Source organism: Micromonospora sp. WMMD975, from assembly GCF_029581215.1.
Classification (GTDB): domain Bacteria; phylum Actinomycetota; class Actinomycetes; order Mycobacteriales; family Micromonosporaceae; genus Micromonospora.
The window spans coordinates 1218292-1237116 of record NZ_CP120739.1 but is presented as its reverse complement, the minus strand read 5'-3'; the positions used below and the strand labels follow the sequence as shown (position 1 = coordinate 1237116).

At 72.6% G+C, this 18825-nt stretch carries 17 protein-coding genes; 6 read left to right on the top strand and 11 right to left on the bottom strand.

Annotated features, from left to right (window positions below):
- Positions 1-22 precede the first annotated feature (22 nt).
- Positions 23-457, top strand: a complete 435-nt coding sequence (locus tag O7613_RS05455; RefSeq protein ID WP_282292534.1) for a hypothetical protein — start codon at positions 23-25, stop codon at positions 455-457.
- On the opposite strand, the gene O7613_RS05450 is transcribed toward O7613_RS05455, so the two are convergent.
- The 3 genes from O7613_RS05450 to O7613_RS05440 are packed head-to-tail and all read right to left on the bottom strand — an operon-like array spanning position 432 to position 3357.
- A complete protein-coding gene (locus O7613_RS05450; protein WP_282292531.1) occupies positions 432-1691 on the bottom strand; it encodes a glycosyltransferase family 4 protein in 1260 nt (419 codons plus the stop codon). The two genes, O7613_RS05455 and O7613_RS05450, sit on opposite strands and share 26 nt — an antisense overlap.
- Positions 1692-1696: 5 nt before the next feature.
- On the bottom strand, positions 1697-2623 hold the full coding sequence (locus tag O7613_RS05445) for an NAD-dependent epimerase/dehydratase family protein (RefSeq protein ID WP_282292523.1): 927 nt from the start codon (positions 2621-2623) through the stop codon (positions 1697-1699).
- Complete coding sequence (locus tag O7613_RS05440) at positions 2620-3357, bottom strand: sugar transferase (protein ID WP_282292522.1); 738 nt, start codon at positions 3355-3357, stop codon at positions 2620-2622. The genes O7613_RS05445 and O7613_RS05440 overlap by 4 nt, the downstream gene beginning before the upstream one ends.
- A 199-nt stretch (positions 3358-3556) precedes the next feature.
- Here O7613_RS05440 and O7613_RS05435 point away from each other — a divergent pair, with 199 nt between their 5' ends.
- The 3 genes from O7613_RS05435 to O7613_RS05425 are packed head-to-tail and all read left to right on the top strand — an operon-like array spanning position 3557 to position 7102.
- Positions 3557-4600, top strand: a complete 1044-nt coding sequence (locus O7613_RS05435) for a polysaccharide biosynthesis protein (RefSeq protein ID WP_282292521.1) — start codon at positions 3557-3559, stop codon at positions 4598-4600.
- Positions 4597-5598 carry an SDR family oxidoreductase gene (locus O7613_RS05430; RefSeq protein ID WP_282292520.1) on the top strand — a complete coding sequence of 334 codons (1002 nt, stop codon included), beginning with the start codon at positions 4597-4599 and terminating at the stop codon, positions 5596-5598. Before O7613_RS05435 ends, O7613_RS05430 begins: the two co-directional genes overlap by 4 nt.
- A 55-nt stretch (positions 5599-5653) precedes the next feature.
- A complete protein-coding gene (locus O7613_RS05425) occupies positions 5654-7102 on the top strand; it encodes an O-antigen ligase family protein (protein ID WP_282292519.1) in 1449 nt (482 codons plus the stop codon).
- A 56-nt stretch (positions 7103-7158) separates the two neighbouring features.
- On the opposite strand, the gene O7613_RS05420 is transcribed toward O7613_RS05425, so the two are convergent.
- The 4 genes from O7613_RS05420 to O7613_RS05405 are packed head-to-tail and all read right to left on the bottom strand — an operon-like array spanning position 7159 to position 12002.
- Positions 7159-8424, bottom strand: coding sequence for a glycosyltransferase (locus O7613_RS05420; protein ID WP_282292518.1), 1266 nt, complete (start codon positions 8422-8424; stop codon positions 7159-7161).
- Between the two features lie 7 nt (positions 8425-8431).
- Positions 8432-9634 (bottom strand): glycosyltransferase family 4 protein, encoded by a 1203-nt coding sequence (locus O7613_RS05415; protein ID WP_282292517.1) that lies wholly within the window; start codon positions 9632-9634, stop codon positions 8432-8434.
- The gene (locus O7613_RS05410) at positions 9619-11049 is read right to left on the bottom strand and encodes an oligosaccharide flippase family protein (protein WP_282292514.1); all 1431 of its coding nucleotides are present in this window, start codon (positions 11047-11049) and stop codon (positions 9619-9621) included. Before O7613_RS05410 ends, O7613_RS05415 begins: the two co-directional genes overlap by 16 nt.
- Positions 11046-12002: an NAD-dependent epimerase/dehydratase family protein gene (locus O7613_RS05405; protein ID WP_282292512.1), complete on the bottom strand. Its 957-nt coding sequence runs from the start codon at positions 12000-12002 to the stop codon at positions 11046-11048. The genes O7613_RS05410 and O7613_RS05405 overlap by 4 nt, the downstream gene beginning before the upstream one ends.
- A 234-nt stretch (positions 12003-12236) precedes the next feature.
- Here O7613_RS05405 and O7613_RS05400 point away from each other — a divergent pair, with 234 nt between their 5' ends.
- Complete coding sequence (locus O7613_RS05400) at positions 12237-13712, top strand: hypothetical protein (protein ID WP_282292510.1); 1476 nt, start codon at positions 12237-12239, stop codon at positions 13710-13712.
- Between the two features lie 22 nt (positions 13713-13734).
- Here O7613_RS05400 and O7613_RS05395 read toward each other — a convergent pair whose 3' ends face one another.
- Both O7613_RS05395 and O7613_RS05390 read right to left on the bottom strand, forming a co-directional pair.
- A complete protein-coding gene (locus tag O7613_RS05395; protein WP_282292508.1) occupies positions 13735-14253 on the bottom strand; it encodes an acyltransferase in 519 nt (172 codons plus the stop codon).
- A 141-nt stretch (positions 14254-14394) separates the two neighbouring features.
- Entirely contained in the window at positions 14395-15609 is a 1215-nt protein-coding gene (locus tag O7613_RS05390; protein WP_282292506.1) for a glycosyltransferase family 4 protein, read from the bottom strand.
- A gap of 112 nt (positions 15610-15721) precedes the next feature.
- On the opposite strand from O7613_RS05390, the gene O7613_RS05385 reads away from it, so the two are divergent.
- Entirely contained in the window at positions 15722-16450 is a 729-nt protein-coding gene (locus O7613_RS05385; RefSeq protein WP_282292505.1) for a NeuD/PglB/VioB family sugar acetyltransferase, read from the top strand.
- Here O7613_RS05385 and wecB read toward each other — a convergent pair.
- Positions 16379-17503 (bottom strand): UDP-N-acetylglucosamine 2-epimerase (non-hydrolyzing), encoded by a 1125-nt coding sequence (gene wecB, locus O7613_RS05380; RefSeq protein ID WP_282292504.1) that lies wholly within the window; start codon positions 17501-17503, stop codon positions 16379-16381. The two genes, O7613_RS05385 and wecB, sit on opposite strands and share 72 nt — an antisense overlap.
- Entirely contained in the window at positions 17500-18669 is a 1170-nt protein-coding gene (locus O7613_RS05375) for a glycosyltransferase (RefSeq protein ID WP_282292503.1), read from the bottom strand. The genes wecB and O7613_RS05375 overlap by 4 nt, the downstream gene beginning before the upstream one ends.
- Positions 18670-18825: the final 156 nt, after the last annotated feature.

Here is an 18825-nt window from a genome sequence, read left to right as displayed (position 1 = left end):
GGGGCCGGCGTACGGTCGGGTGATGGTCACGAACGACGGCGCGGACTGGCGTGAGACGCGACGGCACGCGGTGCGGGCGCACGCCGCCGCCGACGAGCGGCGGCGTGCGGCGGAACAGGCGGAGGCGGCGAAGCTGGTCGCCGCGTTCGTCGCCGAGGCACGACAGCGAGGTCTCGCCACCACCCGTCTCGTCGCCGTGTCCCACGACGGACGGCACCGGTACCGGACCGGGCTGCGCGGGTGGTACGTCGACCGGGCCCGGCACCGGGCGGTCGACGTGGCGGGGCGGTTCCACCTGCTGACCGTGCCGGCCAGTCTGCGCGCGCTGTTGTTCGGCGCCACGCCCGAGCCGTCCCCGCCGCCGCTGGTGATCGGCCGCGGTGGCCGCGACGGCGAGTCGCTACCGCTGGAGGCGCTGCTGCGCCGCCGGCTCAGCGCCGGTGACGACTGGCCCTGACCCGGCCACCGTCCACCATCTCGTACAGGGTGCGCTCGACCCGGTCGGTGCCGGCGGCGACGGAGAAGACCCGGTCGTAGTGCTCCCGGCCGGCCCGACCGAGCAGTTCCAGCTTCTCCCGGCCCAGGTCGCAGACCTCCCGCAGGGCGTCCGCGATCGAGTCCGGGTCGCCGGGACGGGCGGTGATCCCCGCGCCGCTGTCCCGCGCCACGGCGGCGGCGTCCCCCTCCGCAGCGACAAGCAGCGCACGTCCGGCCGCCAGGGTCGCCTGCACCTTGCTCGGCATCGTGTACGCGGACATGCCGCCCCGGCGCAGGCTGACGTAGTGCACGTCTCCGGTGGCCATCAGCGCGGGCATCCGGTCCCGGGGCACCTGCCCGAGGAACCGGACGTTCGTCGCTCCCACCGCCCCGGCCCGACGGCGCAGCCGCTCCTCGGTGGTGCCGGAGCCGGCGATCAGACAGACCAACCGGGGATCACCGGTGCGGGCACAGGCGTCGACAAGCGAGTCGAGCCCCTGCGCCTCGCCCAGCGCGCCGGCGTACACGAGCACCACCTGGTCCGCCCGGAGACCGAGTTCGGCACGCAGGTCGGCGGCGCGCACGTCCAGCCTCTCGTCCGCCCACACCGGGATGTGCACGAGCTTCTCCGCGGGCACCCCCCGGTCGGCGAGCAGGTCCGCGGCCCTGGGTGAGGCGTGCGCGACCCGGGCCGCGCTGCGGTACATCGCGCCGCACCAGGCGGCCATCCCCCGCTCGACCGTCCGCGACATCCGCCCCGTGCCGAGGAAGCCGCTCGCCAGCACGCTGTCCGGCCACAGGTCCAGCACGTGCAGCAGCACCGGGACCCGGTGCACGTACCTGGTGAACCACATCGGCAGGGCGACGCTTATCGGTGAGTTGCCGACCCAGAGGGCGTCCAGCCCCCGCAGCGCCGCGGTGCCGGAGACGAGCGCGGAGGCGGCGAAGGACCCGTAGTTCGCCACCCGACGCGGCGCGGAACGGTCGTGGCTGGGATAGAGGGCCACCCGGCAGATCCGGACCGGGCCGTCGGTCTCGTCGAGGCGGCGGGCCAGCCGGTAGCCGGGCGCCAGCCGGCCGGTCGGGTAGTTCGGGAAGCCGGTGAGCACCTGGACGTCGTGCCCCCGGTCGGCGAGGGCCCGGGCCAGCATCCCGGGCAGGGCCGCCGGGCCCGGTTCCGGGTCGAACCACTGGGTGAGCAGGCCGATCCGCATCGCCCTCACCCCGCCGCCACGCCGGCCACCGGGCGGGCGGACCGCGCGCCGTCGGCCCGCCACAGAGTCCGCAGCGATTCGCTCAGGTCGTGTGCCGGGGCCCAGCCGAGCACCCGGCGGGCGCGGTCGATGTCGGCGCACATCCAGGGCACCGCGGCCGAGCGGGTGGCGTCGGGCGGGAAGGTGCCGTGCCGGATCTCGCCGCGGAAACCGGCCACGTCGGCGAGCAGCCGGACGACGTCCCGGGTCGCCACCGCGCGCCCGCTGCCCACGTTGACCACCCGCTCCGCGCCCGGCGCGCACCGCGTCGCGGCCAGCACCGCCGCCGCCACGTCCCGCACGTCGACGAGATCCCGGTACGTGTCGTGCAGACCGAGGGCGACGTCACAGGCCCCGCCGGCGACGGCCGCGCCGACCATCGCGGTCACCCGGGACAGCATGTTGCCCGCCGGCATTCCCGGTCCGACCGGGTTGAAGACCCGCAACACGATCGTGTCGAGGCGGCCGGCGTCGCCCGCCAACTCCGCCAGGCGGGTCGCGGCCAGGTGGCTGAGCCCGTACTCGCTCACGGGCGCGCCCGGGTGGTCCTCCCCGACGGCGAGGCCGTGCGGCACGACGCCGTACTCGGCCGCCGAGCCGATCCGGATCAGCCGTGCCCCGGGTGCGGCGAGCGCCATCGCCTCGATCAGTTTCGCGGTCGTGACGACGTGCGCGCGCACGAAGTCGTAGCCGGAACCGACGATCCGGCCCGCCGCGCTCACCACCACGTCCGGTCGTTCCCGGTCGATCAGCGCGGTCACCTCGGACAACTCCGTCCGGACCAGGTCGCACTGCGCGCGGCTGGGTGACCGCAGGGCGGTGTGCGCGGCCAGCGCGGCGCCGATGTGGCGGCCCAGGAAACCGCCGCCGCCCAGCAGCAGCACCCGCTTCATCGACGGCACGCGGCGCCCCGGCCGCCGGCCGGCGACGGCTCGGGCGGCTCGTCGTTGCCGGTGAACTCGTGCCACGTCGCCGCGCCGGGAGCGGAGATCCCCTGCCGGCTGAGCACCACCCGGACGGTGTCCAGGAGGATCCTCAGGTCCAGCCGGAAGGACCGCCGGTCGACGTATTCCACGTCGTAGCGGAACTTCGCCTCCCAGCTCAACTCGTTGCGGCCACGCACCTGGGCGAGCCCGGTGATGCCCGGCCGCACCTCGTGCCGGCGGGCCTGCTCGGCGTTGTAGAGGTCGAGGTACCGCACCAGATGCGGACGGGGGCCCACCACGCTCATCTCGCCGCGCAGCACGTTCCAGAACTCCGGCAGCTCGTCGAGGCTGCTCGCCCGCAGCCAGCGTCCCACCCGGGTGAGGCGCTGGGCGTCGGTCACCAGGCCCCGCGCCGGATCGGGGTGACGCATGGTGCGGAACTTCACCACCTCGAACAACTCGCCGTGCCGGCCGGGCCGGGTGTGGCGGAACAGCACCGGCCGCCCGTGCGTCACCAGCACCACCAGGGCGACGAGGGCCAGCAGGGGCGCGCCGACGGTCAGGACGACGAGTGCGCCGAGCACGTCGAGAACCCGCTTCCAGCGGTCGTACGATCGCCGGGTCGTCGGGTCGGCTCCCCGTCCGGCCGCCGGGCCGGAGCCGGCGCGCGGCTGCGCCGAATGGACAGCAACTTTGGACATGGAACAGACCTACCACCTTTGCGGCGGTCGTTCCGCGCTTTCACATTCGCCGGCGCAACTCGTGGAATGTGAACATGAGAAATGAGCGTTCCTCCCTTTTCCGGAAGCGCGCCCCGTCGTGTTATCGCGACAGTATGGTCGCCTTTGACGAGATCGCTATTCCCGAGGATGGTCCGCCGGGAAACAGGCAGGAGGAGATATGCTTTCCTCGCTTTCGGACAGACGTTTTCTCATCACCGGCGGCACCGGGTCGTTTGGCCAGACAATGGTCTCCCGACTGCTCGACGCCGGTGCCGCCGAGGTGCGGGTCCTCAGTCGTGACGAGTCGAAACAGGACGCGATGCGGCACCGCCTCGGCAATGACCGGGTCCGCTACTACGTCGGCGACGTCCGGGACTACGACAGCGTGCTCAAGGCCGCCCGGGGCATGGAGTTCGTCTTCCACGCCGCGGCCCTCAAGCAGGTGCCCTCCTGCGAGTTCTTCCCGCTCGAGGCGGTCCGCACCAATGTGCTCGGCAGCGCGAACGTGGTGGACGTCTGCGAGCGGGTCGGGGTGGAGACGCTTGTTCTGCTGAGCACCGACAAGGCCGTCTATCCGGTCAACGCGATGGGCATGACCAAGGCGCTGATGGAAAAGGTGGCGCAGGCGCACTCCCGCAACAACCCGGCGGCCCGGACCCGGGTCTGCTGTGTGCGCTACGGCAATGTGATGTACTCGCGCGGCTCGGTCATTCCACTGTTCATCGACCAGATTCTCCGGGGTGGTCTGCCGACGGTCACCGATCCGACGATGACCCGTTTCCTGATGTCGCTGCCCGAGTCCGTGGAACTGGTGGAACACGCGTTCGCGTTCGGCCAGCCGGGAGATGTCTTCATCCGCAAGGCCGACGCCTGCACCATCGGCGACCTGGCCACGGCGCTGTGCAACCTGTTCGGGGTGCCGGCGAAGTTCAACGTCCTGGGCATCCGGCACGGGGAGAAGCTCTACGAGACCCTGGCGAGCCGCGAGGAACTCGCGTTCGCCGAGGACCTCGGCGAGTTCCTCCGGGTGCCGGTGGACAGCCGTGACCTGAACTACTCCCTCTACTTCGAGGAGGGCGACGTCGAGCACGGCGGTCTCGCCGACTTCCACTCGCACAACGCCCGCCGGCTGTCCGTACCGGAGATCGAAACGTTGTTGATGACACTGCCCGAGGTACGCGCGCAGGTCCAGGCCGCCACGGTGGCCGTGGAGACGACATGAGCACGGCCGCCGACGTCGACCGGACCGACCGGGTGCCCCGGCGGCGCAGCGACGCGCGGGCCGACGGCCGGGGGGACCGACGCCCGGCCCGACGGGTTCTCGTCGTCGGCGTCACCGGCATGCTCGGCCACGCCGTGCTGCGCGAACTCGGCGACGATCCCGATCTCGACGTTCACGGGCTGGCCCGCGACCTCGACGGCCGGGCCGGGTTCTTCCCACCGCACCTGCTCGCCCGCATCGTCCCGGCCGTCGACGTGACCCGGTTCGACCACGTCCGGCACCTCGTGGAAGAACTGCGGCCGGACGTCGTCGTCAACTGCGTCGGCGTCATCAAGCAGCGGCCGGACGTGCAGGACGCGGTGCTCACGGTCACTCTCAACGCCCTCTTCCCCCACCTGCTTGCCGACGCCTGCGCGCAGGTCGGCAGCCGGCTCGTGCACGTCAGCACCGACTGCGTGTTCTCCGGCCGCCGGGGCGACCACCTCGAGGACGACCTGCCCGACCCGCCCGACCTCTACGGTCGGTCGAAGCTGCTGGGCGAGGCGACGACGGGCTCGGCGCTCACCCTGCGTACCTCGATCGTCGGGCACGAGCTGACCACGAACCGTTCCCTGGTGGACTGGTTCCTCTCCCAACGAGGTCAGGTACGTGGCTTCACCAGGGCCGTCTACAGCGGGGTGACGACAGTGGAGTTCGCCCGGCTGTTGCGCACGACGGTGCTGCCCCGGGCGGAGTTGACCGGCCTGTACCACGTCGCCGCCGCGCCGATCTCGAAGTACGAGCTGCTCCGACTGATCGCCGAGGCGTACGGCTGGTCCGGTGAACTGGTGCCGGACGACGAGTTCGCCTGCGACCGGTCGATGCGCGCGGACGCCCTCGCCCAGGCCACCGGCTACCGCCCGCCGAGTTGGCCGGACATGATCGCGGCGATGCACGCCGCCCGGGCCCGCTGGGCGCTCGACCGGGCCCGCCCGGGCCTGGCGGGCGTGCCGCTCTGACGGAACAAACGACCACCGCCGGTACGGCCGGCCTGCCGGAGTCAAAGGACATCACGTGGGGAACCGAGTGGGTCAACTGTGCCTGATCGTCGGGGCGGTTGTGGTCGTCGTGGCCACCACCGTCGCCAGCATCAACATCCCGCTGGTCGCGGTCGGGGCGGTGGCGTTGCTGCTGCTCGCGCTGTTCGCGCAGCGGATGGAGGGCTGGCGGTGGCTGCTGGCCCTGACCATGGCGCTCCTGGTCGGCGCCTCCTCGAAGCTGCCGGCCCTGGCGGAGGCCAGCTTCTATCCCCGTTACGCGGCGGTCGCCGCCCTGATCGTCTGGGCACTGCACACACCGGGGCGGACGGTGACCCGGATCGACCCGTGGACCCGCCTGCTCCTCGGCGCGCTCTGGGCGATGGGCGGTCTCGCCACGCTGAGCTTCACCTGGTCGGTGGTGCCGTTGGAGACTCTCCAACGCGGTGTCGCGCTGCTCCTGCTGGCCGCGCTGGTGCACGTCCTGATCCAGTTCCGGTGGTCGGGCCGGGCCACGGTGCTGGCCGACCTGCGCGTGGTCTACCTGGTCCTCAGCGGGTCCGCCCTGCTCAGTCTCGGCCTCGGGCTCGCCGACGGCACGCTCGTCGCCGCGCTGTCGTACGCCCGGTTCGAGGGCCTCTACAACAACCCCAACATGCTCAGCATCGTCTGCGCCCTGACCATCCCGTTGGGCTGGACGTTCTACCGGCGGTCGCGGCGGTGGGTGGAACTGCTCGGCATGGCGCCGGCCGCCGTGTGCCTGCTGCTCTCCCAGTCCCGCACCGGGCTGATCGCCCTGCTCGTCGGCGCCCTCTGGGTCGTGCTGCGTCAGGGGCTGAGCCGGGTGGTCCGGCTCACCGCCGGGCTGGCCGCCGGGCTCCTGGTGGCCTACCTGGTCGACCTGCTGCCGGCCCTTTTCGCGAACCCCTGGATGCGGCAGTTGGAGCTGCGCTTCACCGACCCCACCGGCGGCGACCTGTCCAACGGTCGCACCGAGATGTGGCAGGCGACGATCGACCTGTGGTGGCAGAACCGCCCTGCCCTGGGCTTCGGCTACGCGTCCCGGACCCACCTGATCACCCTCGCCAGCATCGACGAGTCCCTGGGGACCGGGGTGAGCGTGGTGCACAACAGCTATCTGCAACTGCTGCTGGAGTTGGGGCTCGCCGCCGTGGTGCCGCTGGCGCTGCTGCTGCTGGCCGTCGGGCGGGTCGCGCTGCGCGCACCGGTGCGCGGCGCCGATTCGGGTCTGGTCTGGCTCGTCGTCACCGGCCTGCTGATCCAGATCACCGAGTCGGCCATCTTCGGCACCGGGCAGACCTACCCGTACGTGTTCTGGCTGGTGACCGCCGGTGTGCTGCGGCACCTGCCCGGCCACCGGGTCGACGTGGACCGCGCCGCGCCGTCCCCCTCGGCCGCGCACCCGCGACGGGTCCACGGCCCGGTGGACGCCGGGCCGCGCCTGCCGGCGCCGGTGCTGCCCTGAGGTAGCGAACGGTGGGCGTCCCGGTCGGAACGCCCACCATCTGGTGATCGTCCGGCTCAGCCCCGGCCGCCGGCCGCCACGAACGCGCTGACCCGGTCCCGCCAGGCCCGGTGGTCGAACGACTCACGGGCCCTCGACCGGGCGGCCCGGCTCATCGCCGCCCACTCCTCGTCGCGCAGCCGCAGCGCACGCTCGATCGCCTCCCGCACGTCGTCCGGTCCGTTGCCGGCGAGCACCAGCCCCTCGACGCCGTCGTGCACGTGGGCGGCCAGGTCGCTGGTGTGGTTCAGCAGCACCGGACAGCCGGCGGCGAGGCTCTCCGGCACCTTGGATGGGAAGCCGTTCGCGGCGTACCCGCCGGTGGGGCGGACCAGCATCGAGAAGTGCGACTCCGAGAGCAGCGTCAGCACGGTGGCGCGGGGGACCCGGCCGAGGAACCGTACGTCGGCGCGGAGCCCGTCGAGCACCGAGACGTCCAGATCCGAGTGGGCGTCGGCGTCCTCCCGGGTGACCCCGGCGATGGTGAGGCTGACCCGTCGCTGCTGGTCCGGGGTGAGCCGACTGATCCCGCGCACGATCACGTCCAGCATGTCCTTGCGGCCGGGGGTGCCGGCGTACAGCAGGCGCAGCCCGGTGGAGAGCGCGGGCGGTCGCGCGGCGAGGAAGTCGTCGCAGTCCACCTGCGGCGGCACCACGAGCACTTCCAACCCGTGCGCCGCGAGGTAACCGGCAAGCGTGGTGGAGACCGCCGTGGCGCGACAGACGAGCCGGGTGGCCAGGAACGTCGACCAGCGGTGCCGGACGAAGTACGGGGTGAGCCAGCCGCGCCGGAACTGCCGCCGGTCGTGGCGCTCGCTGGCGTCCACCACCACCGGGCAGCGCAGCGCGAGGCGCAGCACCGTCCAGTTGCCGAGGGTCATCAACGCCATCGGCAGCAGCACCACGCTCACGTCGCCACGGCGTATCCCCCGCCGGCGGACGGCCCGCAGCACCCGGACCGGGCGGGCCAGCCGAGCCGACATCCGGGCGAGCCGGTGCCGACCACGGATTCGCAGGGTCACGAGGTCGATGCCGGCCGCGCCGGGTGGCCGGGCCGGGAAGGCGACCTCGCACGGCCAGTCGTTGACGACAAGCGTGCGGCTGCCCGCGGCGGCGGCGGACCGGGCGAGTTGCAGGAGGCGGTTGGAGGTGGCGTCCCCGTGCGGGAAGGCGTACGCGCCGACGAGCAGCGGACGGGGTCGATCGGGCCGCCCGGTCGATCCGCCGTCCGGCCGCGGCTCCCGGCCCGGCTCCCGGCCGACGACAGTGGTCTGATCGGTCATCTCTCACTCACCGTCCCGAGCCGACCGGCGGCCGGCTGCTCTCTCGTGGCGCCGGGCCCCACCCCGGACGGGCCGACGCCCACCGGCGGTAGATCTCCAGGTGGATGGCGGCGGCCCGGTCGATGGCGAAGACGCTGCCCGCGAAGCGCGCCGCCGCCACCCCGACGGTGGTCGACGCGCTGTGGGCCGCCGCCTCACCCACCGCCCGCGCCCACACCTGCGGCGCGGCGTCGACGGCGACGATTCTCACGCCGGGGAGCCGCGCACCGATGAAGCGCACGCCCGGCAGGTCGGCGGCCACCGTGCCGACGCCCAACGCGACGGGCTCCAGCACTCCCCCGGGCAGCCCCTCCAGGCAGGACGGGTGGACGACGACGTCGGCCTGCCGCAACAGCCCGCCCACGTCCTCGCGCGGGCCCAGCAGGTGCACCCGGTCGCCGACCCCGGCGGCAGCCGCCGCCGCCCGGACGCGCTCGTCGTCCGCCCGGTCGCCCGGCCCGACGAACACGGCATGCGCCGACACGCCCCGGTCCCGGAGCGCGGCCAGGATCGGTGGCAGGAGCCAGCGGCGCTTCTCCGGCGAGGCCCGCCCGACGGTGACGCAGACCAGGTCCGCCGCGGACGCGCCGATCAGCGCCCGCAGGTCGTCGGGGCTGGGCCGGCGGAGCCGATCGAGGTCGAGTCCGTTGAGCACCACCTGGCAGCGTGGGTCGTCGCGCCAGCCCGGGTGGTAGCCGAACGTCAACGAGCTGGGCGAGACGCCGAGGATGTCGGTGGCGACGATCCGCAGCAGCCGTTCGCCGATCAACCGGTAGACCCGTCGGCGGAGGTTGCGGTGTCTGTTGTCGTCCCCCCGGAAGTGCGCGACCCGTCCGGGCACGCCGCGCAGCGCGCCGAGCGCGAGCGGCACGCCGGAGAAGTTGGCGCAGTCGGCGTGCACCACGTCCGGGCGCAGGCGCCCGAGCAGACGCAGGAGGCGGGCCGGGAAGCGCACGTCGAGGGGCATCGCGGTGACGGTGCCGCCGTGCCCGGCGACCAGGCCGGCCAGGGGACCCGGCCCGACCGTGTCGCTGAGGGTCACCAGGTGCAGTTCGACGCCGGCGGCGGCGAGCCGGGGCAGGAGTTCGGCGGTGCGCATCTCGGTGCCGCCGTAGTTCAGCTCACCGACGACCCGCAGCACCCGGATCCGGCCGGTCACGACGGCACGCACCGGGCGAGGGCACGCCGGTAGCCGACGAGCGCCGCCGGCATCATGGTGAGCAGGTACGCGACGCAGGCCGCCCCGGGGAGGCCGGGCAGGCCGAACTGTCGCAGTCCCCAGATCTTGAGCCCGGTCGCCAGCACCAGGAACGACGCCCAGCCGACGAACTGCGGCCGGAGCAGGCCGATGCTGTTCTGCACCATGATCAGCGGGGAGGTGACCGCGACCAGCAGGGACCAGCCCGCCAACCCGGCGAGGACCGGGAGTCGGATCGTCGACCGGTCGGCGGCGCCGACCCAGAGTTCGATCAGCCGGTGGCCGTAGCCGACCAGCAGCAGCCCGGCCGCCCCCACGAGCACGCCGTAGAGCGCCACCATGCGCCGGGTGTTGCGGCGTACCCAGGCCACCTCGCCCCGCGCCAGCGCGGCGCCGTTGACCGGCCACACCGTCATGCCGACCAGACCGACGAAGATCCAGAGGACGCCGAACAGCTTCCCCACGACCGCGTAGTGCGCCGCCACCGACAACCCCATGACGTGCGCGACGAGCGGGTTGTCCACGTTCAACGCGATCGACGACATCGTGGTGAGCGCGAAGAACTGTAAGCCCAGCCGGAGCAGCCCGACGACGGTGTCCCGGTGCACGAGTCGCGGCGCGGGCCGGCCGGCGGGCTCGGCGGACCAGAAGTAGGTGAGCGTGTTGAGCAGGTTGGTCGCCGGCACCGCCAGCACCGCGCCGGCGACGACCACGAGCGGCCCCCAGTCGGCGGCGATGGCGACGAGCACGACGGCCATGGCGGCCAGGGCTCCGGCCGACTGCCAGATGTTGCTCTGCACCATCTGCCCGCGGGCGTACTGGATCCGCTGGATCAGCGAGAGGGGAATGTTGACCGCGAACGCGCCGAAGCAGATCAGGACCAGGGTGGCGGTCTGCCCGGCGACGGCCGGGTCGTGGACGGCGAACAGGTCCACCCACGGCACCACCGGGGTGACCACCACGAGCGCCGCCAGCAGCAGCACCCCGACCACGCCGAGGGTGGCGAAGGCGCCGGAGATCTCCCGGGCCTGTTGCCGGGGGTCGTCGGCCAACTGACCGAGCCGGGTGAGCAACCCGTTGCCCAGCCCCAGATCGGCGAACCAGGCCATCCCGGTGAGCGCGGTGATCGCCATCCACAGGCCGTACCGCTGGTCACCGAGATACCGGAAACAGGCAGGCGTGATGACGAGCGGCGCGGCCAGGCCGATCCCCTTCGCCACCATGGCGGTGGCGATGCCCACCGTGACGGTGCGGTCCCGGTTCGCGCCCGACAGCGGGGCCGACGCGGGGGCCGGGGACGCGACCGTGACGCCGGTGGGCGGCGCGGTGACGACCGCCGTCCCCGCGGCCACCTCCGCCGGCCCGGCCGGGCCCGCGGCCCGGGTCACCGGGCTGTGGCGGGGGCGACGCCCAGCCGCTCGGCCATCCACTCGCCGGTCGCCCGCAGCCCCTGTGCCCGGGCGACCGGTGTGACGTCCGGGAACAGGTGCCGCAGGGTGGTGTTGTCCGCGAGCGAGTGCGGGACGTCACCGGCGCGCGGCGGCGCGTGCTCCCGGCTGATCGGCCGCCCGAACAGGTGCTCCAACTCGTCGAGCACCCGGAGCAGACTGGCCCGCGCCCCGAAGGCGAGGTTGACCGGGTGCGGGTGGTGCACCCGGCGGCGGAGCGCGTCGAGAATGACCTCGCACACCGTGCCGACGAAGGTGAAGTCGCGGGACTGGGTGCCGTCGCCGTGCACCACGACCGGCTCGCCGCGCAGGGCGGCGTACGTGAACCGGGGGACGACGGCCGCGTAGGCGTGGTCGTGCCGCTGCCCGGGACCGTAGACGTTGAAGAACCGGAAAGCCAGTGTGGGCAGCCCGAACGACGCCTGGTGCGCCAGGGCGTACGCCTCGGTGGCGAGCTTGCTGGCCGCGTAGGGGCTCATCGGGCGGGTCCAGGTCAGCTCCGTCTTGGGCAGCGCCGGGTTCATGCCGTACACCGACGAGGAGGAGGCGACGACCACGTGTGCGACGTCGTGCCGGCGGGCCGCCTCCAGCACCATCAGCGTGCCGGTGGCGTTCGCGTGATGGGAGGCCAGCGGGTCGCGCAGCGACCGGGGCACGCTCGGCAGCGCGGCCAGGTGGACCACCGCCTCGCGGCCCGCCATCGCGGCGTCCAGGGCGGCCCGGTCCAGGATCGACCCCTCGACGAGGTCGACGTCCAACCCGTCGAGGTTGCTCCGCAGCCCCACCGAGAGGTCGTCGAGGACGGTCACCTCCTTGACGGCCGGCTCGACCAACGCGGCACGGGCCAGGTTGGCGCCGATGAAACCGGCCCCGCCAGTGATCAGAATGCGCATGAAAGCCCCCCGGTTACGCACGTCACCCGTACATCGAGCTAGTACGCGGCGCGTTACGGCGGCGGTGGGAATTTCACCTGTTCAGGAGACAGCCGGCGGTTTCCCGGCGGGGACGGTCGGCAGACGTCCGCCGAACGGCCGAGGATGCTGTCCGGGAACCGACCGAAAACCGCCGCGAGCTGCGGAAACGCGCACAGTGACAGCATCTTCGTGCGTTCGCGGTGGAGGTGTGGAATGTCCGAGCTGATCGTCTACCGGTCCAACGCTTTGATGTCCGTGAGGTCGCGCTTCGACGCCACCCGGGACGTCGTCATGCCCGTCAACCTGGCCTACGCGGAGAGCATGGTCGGCATGTGGCACTCCGGCCTCCCCCAGGTGAGCCTCGTGCCCTCGACCGCGACCGACGCCCAGGTGTGGCCGGTCCTGTCCGCCGTCGGCACCAGAATCCACGACACCTCCGACGACAACTGCCCGATCAACACCGGCTGGTCGTACGTCGGCGGCAACCACGGCTACAACGTCGGAACCCAGATCACCGTGGCCAACCACGGCAAGACGACCGCCGACGTGGGTTCACAGTGGAGCGACGGCACCCGCATCTTCACCCTGCTCGCCATCACCAGCGCCAGCAGCCTGCTGTTCGGCAACCCGTACACGATCGTCGACGGCATCGCCCAGGGCGCCCGGGTCCGGCCGGCCGCGCCGCTCACCCACGTCTCCGGCGCGACCCACCGGACCACCGTGCCGATCACCAACGTCACCCCGGACGTGCAGATCCGCCCGGCCACCCACTCCCACACGGTGACCGTCGAACTCGACGGCAGGCAGGTGCCCGCCGGCCGGTCGACCGGCCGGGAACTGGTGATCCACGAGTCCTACGTCATCCCCACCTACCGGGGGATGATCGATACCGCCCGGGCGAACGTCGGCACCCCGATCGCCACGATCATGCCGAGGATCCCGTCCCTGTGCCGGATCTCGAACGTCTACCGCTGGTCGCCCGGCGGCAGTCTGATCGTCACCCAGACGGTCGCCGCCCTGTCGCGGTTCGCCCTGAACGCGGGCGTCACCCAGTGCGCGCCGCTGACCCCGGTGGCCGGCGGCAGCCGCCGGCAGTTCATGCCGAACGTGGGCGTGGCCGGCGGCCTGCACTGGTCCACCTGGGCGAAAATCGACAACCTGACCGCCCTCACCGACTTCACCCCGGCGACCCTCGTCAACAAGTCGTGGCCGGCGACAAGCATGACCCAGTGGGTGGTCAGCGGCGGACTCATCCAACAGTGGGGGATCGCCGTCGGACTGCTGCCGGTCGCGGACGGCGCGCCCGCGATCCGGAACCGCTACACCACGACCAAGGGCTGGTTCATCAGCTCCAGCTTGAAGAAGAACTATCCGCAGTTGGTGTGGGGCCGCGTCATGGCCGCCGGGGAGTCGGTGACCGGCACCGCCTACCGCCGCTATCTGGCGCCGCCCTCGACCGCCACCCAGATCGTCGTCTCCGACGGCGGTCAGGACTTCGTGATGATCGAACGGGTCGACCCGGTCGCCCGGGCCACGATGGCGGCGCCGCAACTGGTCGGCCGGCTGCTGGTCCGGGTCGGGCCGACGAACCTCACCGTGCCGGCCCGGGTCACCCCCGAGGGCATCCCGTACAGCCTGCCGGTCTCCCCCGGGTACGGGATGTGGCGCGCGGATCCGACGGGGCCCTGACCCGGGACGTCCGTCGCGGCCCTCACCCGGTGGGCACGCCGTAGATCCGCTTCATCGCCTCGTGCTTGGCCGGGACGGGCAGGTGCCCGATGCCGAGCGACTTGGCCTTCAGCCGTTCGAGATATTCGTCGGTGGTGCGCACCGGCCGCGCCGGGATCCCGGCCGCCACGGTGTTGTCCGGGATGTCCCGGGTGACGATCGCGCCCGCCCCGATGACGCACCGGTTGCCGATGGTGACGCCCGCCAGGATCATCGCGCGCATGCCGATGTAGACGTCGTCGCCGATCGTGATCGGCGCGGTCCAGTCGAGCTCGGGATGGTCCTTCCGCAGGATCAGCGTGCCACCGTCGTGCGTGACGAACTGCACCCCGGAGGTGACGTAGACGTTGTCGCCGATGGTGATCAGCCACGGTTCCGAGCCGAACATCGCCCGGTTGACCCCGTAGAACCTGACCCGACCGGTCAGGTTGACCCCCAGAGACCGGACGAACGCCTCGGGGTCACGCGACGCGGCCAGATGGTCCCGTACGCGGCGGGCCATCGTACGAACACGACTGGGCACTGACTGTCCTCGATCACAGGGTCGGCGGTGGACGACCGGGCCGGCGCGGGCGGGTCCGGTCACTGGGGAAAACGAGTCGGCTCCGGCCCCGGTGACGGCGTCGCCGCCGGGGCGCGGGGATCAGCGGCAGAAGCGGCGGGCGTGCTCCAGCACGTTGGGCTCCCGATGGCCCTGCCGCCAGCGCCGGTACCGCCGCCCGGCGGTCTCCTTCGCCTCGGCCCGCTCCTCGGGCGTCCGGTCGGCCAGCAGGTCGAGCACCCGGCTGAGGCCGGCCGCGGTCGCCGGCCGGACCACCGTCCCGCCGGTGTCGAGGATCAGCTCGCTGAACGGCGTGTTGTCCGAACAGACGACCGGGCAGCCGGACGCGAGGCTCTCCAGGATCACGTGGCCGAAGTTCTCGCCGAGGGTGGGAAACAGGAAGGCGTCGTACCGGCTGAACGTCGGAATGACCTCCGCTGCCGCGAGTTCGCCCAGGTACCGGACCCGGACGTGACCCGGCATGGCGGCGATGATCCGCTGGCAGCGCGACCAGTAGCGCGCGTCCTCCGCTGGGCCGAAGATGTCGAACTCCACCGGCCGGGTGGTGCCGGCCACCGCCTCCAGGGCCGTGGACAGGTTCTTCATCGGCGAGATCCGACCGACGAAGACCAACCGCAACGGCCCGTCGTGCGCCACGACAGGCGGGGCCGGTTGCGCCGGGATCGGGCTCTCGTTGCCGTTCACCATCACCCGCGCCCACGGCACGTTGGCCCGGATCTGTTGCTCCTCCAGCCGGCTGCACGCCTGCCAGCGCACCCCGAGCCGGCGCAGCACCGGCGCCCACAGCGCGAGGAAGAGTCGCTTCTTGGCGGTCCTGATGGCGAGGGCGCCGGGCGACAGCTCACCGCGCGGGGCGACCAGGACGGCCCCGACGCGCACCAGGCGCAGCGCCACCGCCAGGATGGACAGCACCGAGAACAGCGACCAGACGCTGTTGACGTAGAGCAGGTCGACCGGGCGGGCGCGGACGTGCCGGATCAGTCGGGCCCAGTGCCGCGGCGCAGCCGGATTCAGGTAGAACACGGCGGAACGCCCGTCGCGCCGCAGCAGTCGTCCGGACAGACCGGGGTACGGTGCAGGAGAGCCGAGGTCCCGGTCCCGGGTGACCAGGGTGACGTCGAGGTCCCCCGGGAGGGTGTCCAGGATGAACCGCAGGGAGCGGATCGGGCCACCGCCCCGGAAGCCCGGCTCGAACACCCCCGCGGTAGCGATCACCCGGTAGGCGCCCACGGCGCCGCCGGACGGTCGCGGCGCCGCGGCGTCGTCCAGGGAGGACGTCCTTGTCAGCTTGCGCACTACCGGCCCACCTCCGCCGTGCCGTTCGGAGACCGGCACCCCACAGGAATGTCTGGAACGTATGGACAGCGATGAGGGCTTCCGGCGTTCTCCGCGGCCGAGGGAGCGACGGGTGACCACCGACGTGGTGATCGTAGGTGCGGGTGGAATGGGCCGGGAGGTTTTCGGGGTAATCCGGTTGTTGAACGCGCACGCGGTCGGCGGGGATCCGTGGCGCGTCCTCGGCTTCGTCGACGACTTCCCCACCGAGTCCAACGTGGCGCAGGTGCGGCGGCTCGGTGTGCCCTTCCTCGGGCCGACCCGCTGGCTGGCCGGTCAGCCGGCCGGCACCCGGGTGGCGCTGGCGGTCGGGCATCCGCGGCTACGCCGCGAGACGGACGCTGTCCTCGCCCGGTACGGCCTCCCCGCCGCCACCGTGGTGCATCCGGCGGCGGAGATCGGCCCGGACTGTGTCTTCCAGGAGGGGCTGTTCGCCGCCGGTGGCGCGCGGGTGACGACGAACGTGGTGCTGGGCCGCCAGGTGCACCTCAACCAGAACTGCACCGTGGGGCACGACAGCGTCCTCGGTGACCACGTCTCGGTCAACCCGCTTGCCGCAGTCTCCGGCTACTGCAGGCTGGACGACGGCGTGATGGTCGGCACCACCGCCGCTGTCCTGCCGGGACTGCGGGTCGGTCGGGACGCCGTCGTGGGCGCGGGCGCGTGCGTGACCCGGGACGTGCCGGCGGGCACGGTGGTGACGGGCGTGCCCGCCCGGCCGGCGCAGCGGTCAGCGGCGGATGCCGGCCCAGTCGTGATGCCGGCGTACGGTCGAGAGGATGAAGTCGACCACCCGGCGTGACGTGTCCGGGACCTGGTAGTCGAGCGGGCAGGTGACCGGGCCGGCCGCCGTCTGGGCCAGCACGACCCGGACGCTCTCCACCACCCCGACCGGGTCCAGCCCCGTCATCACGATCGCTCCGCAGTCCAACGCCTCCGGGCGCTCGATGGACTCCCGGAGGGTCACCGCCGGAAACCCGAGGATCGCCGCCTCCTCGCTGACGGTGCCACTGTCGGACAGCGTGCACCGGGCGTGCCGTTGCAGGGTCACGTAGTCGAAGAAGCCGAACGGCTCGTGGAAGGTGATCCCGTCCAGGAGCGTGCCGTCGACGGCGAGCGACTCCAGCCGCTTGCGGGTACGCGGGTGGGTGGAGACCAGCAACGGCAGTCGCCACTCGTCCCGTACGGCGCAGAGGCAGTCGAGGAGCCGGCGGAGCCGGTCCGGGTGATCGACGTTCTCCTCCCGGTGCGCGCTCACGACGAAGTAACCGCCGGGTTCGAGGGCGAGCTGCGCCAGGACGGTGGACCGGGCGATCTGTGGCCGGTAGTGGTCGAGGACCTCCCGCATGGGTGAGCCGGTGTGCAGGATCCGGCGGGGGTGCAGGCCCTCGGCGATCAGGTTGCGCCGGGCGTGCTCGGAGTAGACCAGGTTGAAGTCGGCGACGTGGTCGACCAGCCGGCGGTTGGTCTCCTCCGGGACGTTGAGGTCGAAACAGCGGTTGCCCGCCTCCATGTGGTAGACGGGAACCTTCATCCGCCGCGCCATCAGCGCCGAGATGGCGCTGTTGGTGTCGCCGAGCACCAGCAGCGCGTCCGGCCGGAGCTCGCCGATGGCCTTCTCGGTGCCGACCAGGACCGCGCCGAGCAGGCTGCCGAGCGACCGGGTGTCGGCCCGCAGGAAACGGTCGGGCGCCCGTACGCCCAACTCGGTGAAGAAGATGTCGGACAGCGCGGGGTCCCAGTTCTGTCCCGTGTGCACCAACGTGTGCTCCACGGTCCGGTCCAGCATGTCGATCACCCGGGCCAGGCGGATGATCTCCGGCCTGGTCCCGACGACGGTCATCACCCGGGTCACGTACGCCTCCTCGTGGCTGCTCGGGGTTCTTTGGACACCGCCGGCTGGACGGCTCGGCCGGCGTCCCCCGTGGACCGGCCCTGTGGGGGCAACCGGCGCCCCGGGTTGGTGATCGCCTGCCACGCCTGGTCGAGGGCGCTGATCCGGGGCCGGCCGAGCCGCCACCGGCGATAGGCGTCCCCCGCCGCCACCCGGGCCGCCCGCCGCTGTGCGGGTGGAGCGGCGGCGACGCGGGTGACGAGCGCACCCAACGCCTCCGGGGTCAGCTCGGTGAGGACCTGCCCGCCACCGTCGCGCAGCACGGGCGTCCACGGTGTCCGGTCCGAGCAGATCACCGGACAGCACGCCGCGAGGCTCTCCGCGATCGCGTGGCCGAGGTTCTCACCCCGGGTCGGCAGAACGGCGGCGTCGTAGCGGGAGAAGGTCTCGCCCACCTCCCGGGGGCGCAACTCACCCCGGTAGGTGACCACGGAGGGGTCCGGCAGGGCCGCCCGCAGCTCCAGGCACCGCTGCCAGTACCGCAGGTCCTCCACCGGGCCGTAGATGTCGAGCCGGACCCGCCCCCGGACATGGGCGAGCGCGGCGAGCACCAGGTCGAGATTCTTCATCGGTGAGATCCGACCGATGAAGACGAGGCGCGCGTGGTCGGCGGCCGGCAGGTCCGCCGGAGCGCTCCGCGGCTCGGGGCCAGCGCCGGTCGCCTCGACGGCGATCCGCGCCCCGGGCAGCATCCGCCGGATGTCACCCGCTTCCTGCGGACCGGTGGCGTGCCACCACACTCTGGGGCCCCGCAGCATCCATCGCCAGCCGGTCAGGAACACCCGCTTGCGGGCCCCGTGCAGGCCGAGGGCGGCGGCGCCGAACTCCCCCCGGGGGGCCACCAGGATGCGGTCCACCCGCAGCAGGCCGAGCCGCGCCGCGGCGATGGGCAGGATCGAGAACACCGACCAGACGCTGTTCACGTAGAGCAGGTCGAACCGCGTCGACCGGAGCGACCGCCAGAGCCTCCACCAGTGCGCCGGACGCCGCACCCCGAGATAGAAGACATTCGTCCGGCCGCGTTGCACCCAGGCGCCGGACAGCCCGGGGTAGGCGGCGCGGGCACCGAGATCCCGGTCGCGGGTCAACAGGGTGGCGGAAACATGAACGCTGGCCGTTTCGAGCACCTCGGAAATGGATCGGACGGGCCCGCCGGCGCGCCACCCGGGGCTGAAGTAGCCGGCCGTGACGAGGACCCGAAGATTGCTTCCATCACCATCCGCCAACCGGTCTTCGGCATTCGTCGCGGGGCTGGTGGAGTCGGCCATCCTCGCTCCTCGCTG